This is a genomic window from Longimicrobium sp. (genome assembly GCF_036554565.1).
Classification (GTDB): Bacteria; Gemmatimonadota; Gemmatimonadetes; order Longimicrobiales; family Longimicrobiaceae; genus Longimicrobium.
Genome location: NZ_DATBNB010000660.1, coordinates 1 through 7674, shown reverse-complemented (window position 1 = coordinate 7674; position 7674 = coordinate 1). Strand labels below are relative to the sequence as shown.

The window sequence follows — 7674 nt, the reverse complement described above, 5'->3', positions numbered from 1 at the left end:
AGACCGTCGGCTCCTCCACCGCGATGCCGGCCAGCGGCTCGGGGTGCTCGGGATCGCAGACGGTGCTGCCGATGTCCACGTTCTGCAGGCCGCTGAGCGCCACGATGTCGCCCGCGGACGCCGACTCGATCTCCAGCCGCTCCAGGCCGTTGAAGGTGAACAGCTTGCCCACGCGGTTGCGGGCGCCGGGCGCCGAGTCTTCGCCGTCGTGGCCGTGCTCCAGCAGCAGCACGCTCTCGCCCACCTTCACCACCCCGCGCTCGATGCGCCCGATGGCCAGGCGCCCCAGGTACGGCGAGTAGTCGATGGTCGACACCAGCATCTGGAACGGCCCCTCCGCGTCGCCCGTGGGGGCGGGGATGGTTTCCAGGATGGCGTCGAACAGCGGCGTCAGGTTCGTGCGCTCGTCCTCGGGCTGGCGCATGGCCACGCCCTCGCGGCCCACGGCGTAGAGGAACGGGCAGTCCAGCTGGTGGTCGTCGGCCTCCAGCTCCATGAACAGCTCCAGCACCTCGTCGTGCACGCGGTGCGGGTCGGCGTCGCCGCGGTCGATCTTGTTGATGACCACGATGGGCTGAAGCCCCAGCTCCATGGCCTTGCGCATGACGAAACGGGTCTGCGGCATGGGACCCTCGGCGGCGTCCACCAGCAGGATCACGCCGTCCACCATGCGAAGGATGCGCTCGACCTCACCGCCGAAGTCACTGTGGCCCGGGGTGTCGACGATGTTGATCTTGGTATCGTGCCAGCGAACCGAGAGGTTCTTGGCCAGGATGGTGATCCCGCGCTCCCGCTCCAGCGGGTTGCTGTCCATCACCCGCTCCGCCACGTGCTGGTTTTCGCGGAAGGTGCCGGCCTGGCGGAGCATGTGGTCCACCAGCGTCGTCTTTCCGTGGTCGACGTGCGCGATGATGGCGATGTTGCGAATGGACATGGAATCTTATCTCTGTCGAGCCCCACGGCCCGGGTACGGTCTTGCCACGTGGTTCCAAAGAAAGACGGGCGCCTCTCGGAAACGAGGTGCCCGCTCTCGGAAACAGCCCGGTAATATAACCGCTTTCAGCCCTCGGGTCCACCCCCGGACAGGCTTTGCCGAAGCTCAGGCGTCGCGGTAGGGCACCTCGATCACCAGCCCGTCGTACGCGGCGACGGTTTCGGGGAACACCGCCCGCGCCTCGCGCTCCAGCGCCCGCGGGTCGTCGGCGTAGCGGGGGGAGAAGTGGGTGAGCGCCAGGCGGTGCACCCCGGCGGCCGACGCCACTTCCGCGGCTTCGCGCGCGGTGCTGTGCCCCGTGGCCACCGCGCGGTCGGCTTCTTCGTGCGCGAAGGTCGCCTCGTGGATCAACAGGTCGGCGTCGCGGGAGTGCTCGCGCGTGGGGGCGCAGGGCCGCGTATCGCCCGTGTAGACCACCTTGCGGCCCGGGCGCTCGGGCCCCACCACGTCCTCGGCCCGAATGGTCCGCCCATTCACCTCTACCGCCTCACCGTGGTGCAGCTTGCCCCACAGCGGCCCTTCGGGGATTCCCATCTCGCGGGCGAGCTCGGCGTTGAACCGCCCCAGCCGCGGGTGCTCCACAATGGCGTAGCCCAGCGAGCGGCCGGCGTGCGTGGTGCGGAAGGGGACGATGTCATACACGCCGCGCTTTACGGCCTCGCCGGGCTCCAGCTCGTTGATGCGAACCTCGAACGGGACGCGCTCCACCCCCAGCTCCACGGCCTGCTTCAGCACCTCGGCCGTGCCGAGCGGCGTCCACAGGTCCATCGGCTCTTCGCGCGCCTGCAGCCCCAGCGTGCGCAGCAGGCCGATGACGCCCAAGAAGTGGTCGGCGTGAAGGTGGCTGAAGAAGATGTCGCTGAAGGCGAACCCCGTGCCGTAGCGCATCATCTGCCGCTGCGTGCCCTCGCCGCAGTCGAACATCATCACGTCGCCCTCGCGCTGAACGATCAGCGACGAGACGTTGCGGCCCACCGTGGGACGCGCCGCGGCGGTGCCGAGGAAGGTTATGCGCATGATGCCCGCTGCGGTGAGCGAGTGCGAAAGTGCGAGAGTGCGAAAGTGCGAGAGTTAACGGCGAAGTTACTTTCGCACCTTCGCACCTTCGCACTTTCGCACTGCCGTTCCACACCGTTCATGCCGTCACCACCTCGACCTTCAGCCCCGGCTCGATCTCCGACTTCGGGATCAGCGCGGGCCAGTACGCCATGATTTCCTGCACCGCGGGGCGACCGCCCGCGAAGCCGGTGACGGACGGCGGACCGGCCAGCACCAGCGGCGCGATTTCCTTGGTGAAGCGCTCCACGGCCGCCTTGTCCTGGCCGCGCACGCCCCAGCGCACCGTCACCTCGGGCAGGTCCTTCGGCAGCGGACCGGCGAGGGGGCCGTGCGTGGCGTTCCATCCGACGTACTCGGTGAGCACCTCGTCGAACTTCAGTCCCAGGCGGTCCAGGCGCTCGCGCAGCACGCGGTCCGCCATCTGCGCCTTTTCCACCGCGTCGGGCCAGGCGTAGACGAGCGTTCCCGACGCCTTGTAGCCGTCGGAGTAGGCGATGCTCACCTTCAGCATGTCCGTCGCGTGGCCGCCGCGGACGCCGTGCACGCGCACCCGGTCAGGCCCGGCGTCTTCCAGGCGGATGGTGGTGAAGTCGGCCACCACGTCGGGGGTGATGTAGCTGACGGGATCGCCCATCTCGTAGACGAGCTGCTCCTTGACCGTGGCCAGCGTCACGCGCCCGCCGGTGCCGTCGTGCTTGGTGACGACGAAGGACCCGTCGGGCGACGCCTCGATGATGGGATAGCCGACGTTGGCCAGCCCCGGCATGGTGCGCCAATCCACCAGGTGGTTGCCGCCGGATGCCTGCGCGCCGCACTCGTTGATGTGCCCCGCCACCACGCCCGCGGCGATGCGGTCGAAATCCTCCAGGCTCCACCCGAACTCGTGGATCATGGGGCCGTAGGTGAGCGCCGTGTCGGTGGAGCGCCCCGTGATGACGACGTGCGCGTCCTGCCGCAGCGCTTCGACGATGGGCCGCGCGCCGATGTAGGCGTTGGCGCTCTGCACGCGGCCGAGAACGGTGGAGAGCGGTTCGCCCGTCTCCATGTTCTTCAGCTCCACGCCGCGCGCCAGCAGGTCGGGCAAGCGCTCGAGGATGTCGTCCCCGGTGATCATCCCGATGCGCGCGCGCCCCGCCAGCCCGGCCTTGCGCGCCTCGTCGAGCACCGCGTCGCGGCAGCCGGCGGGGTTCACGCCGCCCGCGTTGGCGATCACGCGGATCCCCCGCTCCACGACGGCGGGAAGGATCTCGCCCATCAGCGGCACGAAGTCGCGCGCGTAGCCCGCGGCCGGGTTGCGGCTGCGCTGCTTCTGCATGATCGACATCGTGACCTCGGCCAGGTAGTCGAGCATCAGGTAGTCGATGGGTCCGCCCTGGACCTGCTGCTTGGGCGCGTCGAGCTGGTCGCCCCAGAAGCCCTGGCCACTGGCGATGCGAATGCGGTCTTTCATCAGGCTCGCGAGATCGTATGGATGAACGGCGAAGGCGCCGCGTGCTCAAGATCCGGTCCCAAAACAGTCCGGAGGCCGCACACCGCAGCCTCCGGACGGGATAATTCACTTCAAGCGGCGCGGGGGCAACCCGCGGCTCACGGGTCGGGCAATTCGAGTACGTCGTCCACGGCGATCGTCCGCCCGCCCAGCGCGGGAGAGGTGAACGAGCTTCCCCGCCGATGCTCGGTAACCTGGTGGTAGTCGCCATCCGACGGCTGCAGATGGAGCACCACGCTCTCGGCCGGTAGATCCACGACCCAGTACTCCGGGATCAGCACACGGGCATAATCCCGACGCTTTTCTCCCCGGTCGAAACGCACCGTGGAATCGGCTACCTCGATCACCAAGACGCAGGCGGCAGGCAGCGGCAACTGGCCCTTCCGCCACTCGCTGCGCCGGAGCAGGGCGACGTCCGGGTGAAGCTCGGAGTCGGGGAGCCGGATGGCGCCCTGAACAGAAACCCGCAACTCGGGGCCCACGATCGAGCGCAGAACGTCATCGAGCGCGAAAACCGCCTCCATGTGGCGAGCACCCAGCGGAGTCATCCGAACGACCTCCCCCTTGATCAGCTCCACCCGCTCTTCGGGGGCGAAGATGCCGACTTCGCCCATGCGCTGGAACTCGTCGACCGTGAAGCGCCGCCGCTGAGGCTTGGCGTCCACCTCGATCTCCGGCTCGATCATGAGAGTCCTCATCTGCTGCTCCTGGCTATCTCGCGACCTCTACCACAAAGCAACGAACGGGCCCGGCAAGCGAACGCAGCAAACGCTAGCGACGCTTTCCGGGTCCGTCAAGTTTGTTCATTTCAGCCACGTGCCGGACGTTCCGGCGGCCATGCTCCGGGCCCGAGTACCTCCTCGGCGCGCACCTCGCGGCCACCGAGCGCGGGCGAGTTGAACAGGGCCCCGTGGCTGTACTCGCGTATATCCGTGTACTCGCCGGCCACTGGCTCCTGGTGCACCACGATCACGGGCCGGCTGACGTTCACGAGCCAGTACTCGGGGATTCCCGCCCAGGCGTACCTGAGCCCCTTCCGCCGGTCACGCCGCACCGAGGTATCCGCCACCTCCACGACCAGTAGCGCGTCGGACGGGCCGGCCTGGCGGGAGCGGTACCGGTCTTCGTGCATGCGAAAGAGTACCAGGTCCGGCACCGGTCCCTCGTCCTTCGCCAGACGAACCGGGCTCTGCACACGCAGGATGGCACGCCCGCGGGCGTGCTCCGCCAGAAACTCCGTGAGCAGGTCTACCGTGTAGATGTGGCGGTGTCCAACCGGCGTCATGTGGACGATCTCCCCGTCGATGAGCTCGATCCGCTCGTCTTCGTCCACAACGCTGCCCATCCGCTCGAAGTCTTCGTAGGTCCACCGCCACGGTGTGCCCCACGCGTTCTTCTCGCGGACGATGCCGTCGATGAGCTCGACTCCTGCTTCCGGCAGGATGCCGAGCTCAGCCATGCGCGCGTACTCGCCCGGCGTCCAGCGCCGGACCGCCAGGTTTACGTCGGTGCGCATCTCTTCCCTCCCGGGTACCGCCGGGACGTCGGCGTCAGCCAAAGGCGCTCGCATGCAAATGCGGACGGCACCATGACTAATGCCGCCCGCCGGGTCCGTCAAGTTTGTTCGTTTTCCGCCACCTGCCGGACGACTACAGGTTCGGCGGCAGGACGAACGCGCCCAGGTGCGGGCCCGGGTTGTTGATGCAGGTTCGCAACGCCAGGGCCAGCGTGGCGCGCGTCTCGTCGGGCAGCACCACGGCGTCCACGAAGCCACGGGCCGCCGCGAAGCGCGCGTCGAGCTGCTTGTCGTAGTCGGCGCGCACGGCGTCGATCTTGGCCTGCAGCTCGGTGTCGGGCTTTTTGCCTTCCTTCTTCAGCGCCTCCAGCTGCGTGCTGAAGAGCGCCACGGCCGCGCTGTCGCCCTCCATCACCCCCATGCGCCCGGTGGGCCAGGTGAAGATGAAATCAGGGTCGAACCCCTGCCCCGCCATCGCGTAGTACCCGGCGCCGGACGCGTGGTTGATCGTCAGCACGATCTTGGGCACCGTGGCGGTGGCCATCGCCTCGACGAAGCGGGCGCCGGCGCGGATGATTCCCGAGTGCTCCGCCTGCGAGCCCACCATGAACCCGGAAACGTCCTGCACGAACAGGATGGGCGTTCCGTGGCGGTTCAGGGTTTCGATGAAGAACGCCACCTTGTCGGCCGAGTCGGCGTAGATGATGCCGCCGAACTTGGGCGCCCCGCCGTGCGGGTCCTTGAGCATGCCGCGCGCATTGGCGATCACGCCCACCGGAATGCCCTGGATGCGCGCGTGGCCGCACATCATCTCCGGCGCGTAGTCGGCCTGGAACTCGTCGAACTCGCCGCCGTCCAGGATGCAGCCCAGCACCTGGCGCATGTCGTACGGCTGCTTGTGGTCGGGCGGCAGCAGGTCGTACAGGTCTGCCTCGGGGCGCGCGCCGGGCTTCGGCTCGGTGATCGGGAGCGTGGACGTTTCGCGCGGGAGCTGCTTGACCAGGTCGCGGATCTTGCCGATGCACGACCGGTCGTCCGGTGTCCGGTAGTGTGCCACCCCCGAGATGGCGTTGTGCGTCAGCGCGCCGCCCAGCGTTTCGGAATCCACCGTCTGCCCGGTGGCGCCCTTGACCAGGTTGGGACCGCCCAGCCCCATGAACGACGTGCCCTCCACCATCAGGATCACGTCGCTGAGGGCCGGCAGGTAGGCGCCACCCGCGATGCACGGCCCCATCACCGCGGCGATCTGCGGCACCTTCAGGTACCGCCGCATGATGGAGTTGTAGTAGAAGATGCGTGATGCGCCGTACTGCCCGGGAAAGACGCCTCCCTGGTACGGCAGGTTCACGCCAGCGCTATCCACCAGGTAGATGATGGGCACGCGGCAGCGCATGGCGATCTCCTGCGCGCGCAGCATCTTGGTGATGGTCTCAGGCCACCACGAGCCGGCCTTGACGGTGGCGTCGTTGGCGATGACCACCACCTCCCGCCCGCACACCGTGCCGAAGCCCGTCACCACGCCGGCCGCGGGCGCCTGCCCCTCGTACTGGTCGTGCGCCACGAGCAGGCCCACTTCCTGGAACCGCGAGCGCGGGTCCACCAGCAGGCCGATGCGCTCGCGCGCCGTCAGCTTGCCGTCGTCGTGCTGCTTCTGGATGCGCTTGGGGCCGCCGCCCTGGCGCAGGCGCGCCTCCAGTTCGCGCAGCTCGCGGGCGAGGGTGCGCGAGCGCGATTCGGCGGCGGGTGCGTCCGCCGCTGCCACGGGAGCCGTCACTGGCCCGCGTCGTCGCGATCGCGGCCGTGCTCCGCGAACCAGTCGGCGATGTACTGCACCGCCGCCGTCGTGGGCGTTCCCGGGCCGAAGAGCTGCCCCATCCCCTGCTCGCGCAGCGCGGCCATGTCTTCTTCGGGGATGATGCCGCCCCCGGTGATCAGGATGTGGTCGGCGCCCTCGGCGTCCAGCGCCTGCTTGACGGCCGGGAACAGCGTCATGTGGGCGCCCGACAGGATGGAGAGCGCCACCACGTCCACGTCTTCCTGGATGGCGGCGTTCACGATCATCTCCGGCGTCTGGTGAAGGCCGGTGTAGATGACCTCCATGCCGGCGTCGCGCAGCGCGGCGGCGATCACCTTGGCGCCGCGGTCGTGGCCGTCCAGGCCGGGCTTGGCCACCAGCACCCGGATCTTCCGTTCAGGCATATCGAGAATCGGATGTACGTTGCGGTTACGCGCCCTGTGGCCCGGATGGGCCGCAGGGCGCGTATCATACGGCGGAACGCAAGGCGGCGGCAAGCGTTGCAGGCACTCGCGCCGCCACTTCGCCCCTGCCGCTGCTACCGGGGATTGCGCGCCTCGATGGCCCGCAGCCCCGCCTGGATCTCCTCCCGCGGAAGCCAGCGGCCGCGCACCATCACTCCGGCGATGCGCTGCAGGTTGGCGACGTCGGCCAGGGGATTGGCGTCCACCAGCAGCAGGTCGGCGCGGCGGCCCACGGCGATGGTGCCGAACGCGTCCTGGCGCTGAAAGTACTCTCCCACGTTGCGCGTGCCCGTTAGGAGTATGTCGTAGGGCGTCATCCCGGCGGCGAGCATGCGGGGAAACTCGCGGTGAAGCGAG

The 7674-nt window shown here is 68.7% G+C and carries 8 protein-coding genes; all 8 read right to left on the bottom strand.

From position 1 onward, the window contains the following. On the bottom strand, positions 1-934 hold a 934-nt coding region (locus VIB55_RS18375), incomplete at its 3' end, for a GTP-binding protein (RefSeq protein ID WP_331878126.1). A gap of 165 nt (positions 935-1099) precedes the next feature. Further along, positions 1100-2011: a ribonuclease Z gene (locus VIB55_RS18370; protein WP_331878125.1), complete on the bottom strand. Its 912-nt coding sequence runs from the start codon at positions 2009-2011 to the stop codon at positions 1100-1102. A gap of 118 nt (positions 2012-2129) precedes the next feature. Next, positions 2130-3503 (bottom strand): acyclic terpene utilization AtuA family protein, encoded by a 1374-nt coding sequence (locus VIB55_RS18365; protein WP_331878124.1) that lies wholly within the window; start codon positions 3501-3503, stop codon positions 2130-2132. A 137-nt stretch (positions 3504-3640) separates the two neighbouring features. After that, positions 3641-4240: a Uma2 family endonuclease gene (locus tag VIB55_RS18360; RefSeq protein ID WP_331878123.1), complete on the bottom strand. Its 600-nt coding sequence runs from the start codon at positions 4238-4240 to the stop codon at positions 3641-3643. Between the two features lie 110 nt (positions 4241-4350). Next, positions 4351-5058: a Uma2 family endonuclease gene (locus VIB55_RS18355; RefSeq protein WP_331878122.1), complete on the bottom strand. Its 708-nt coding sequence runs from the start codon at positions 5056-5058 to the stop codon at positions 4351-4353. 133 nt (positions 5059-5191) lie between these two features. Then, positions 5192-6832, bottom strand: coding sequence for an acyl-CoA carboxylase subunit beta (locus VIB55_RS18350; RefSeq protein WP_331878121.1), 1641 nt, complete (start codon positions 6830-6832; stop codon positions 5192-5194). Then, positions 6829-7257, bottom strand: coding sequence for a cobalamin B12-binding domain-containing protein (locus VIB55_RS18345; protein WP_331878120.1), 429 nt, complete (start codon positions 7255-7257; stop codon positions 6829-6831). Before VIB55_RS18345 ends, VIB55_RS18350 begins: the two co-directional genes overlap by 4 nt. Positions 7258-7391: 134 nt before the next feature. Further along, on the bottom strand, positions 7392-7674 hold a 283-nt coding region (locus VIB55_RS18340), incomplete at its 5' end, for an amidohydrolase family protein (protein ID WP_331878119.1).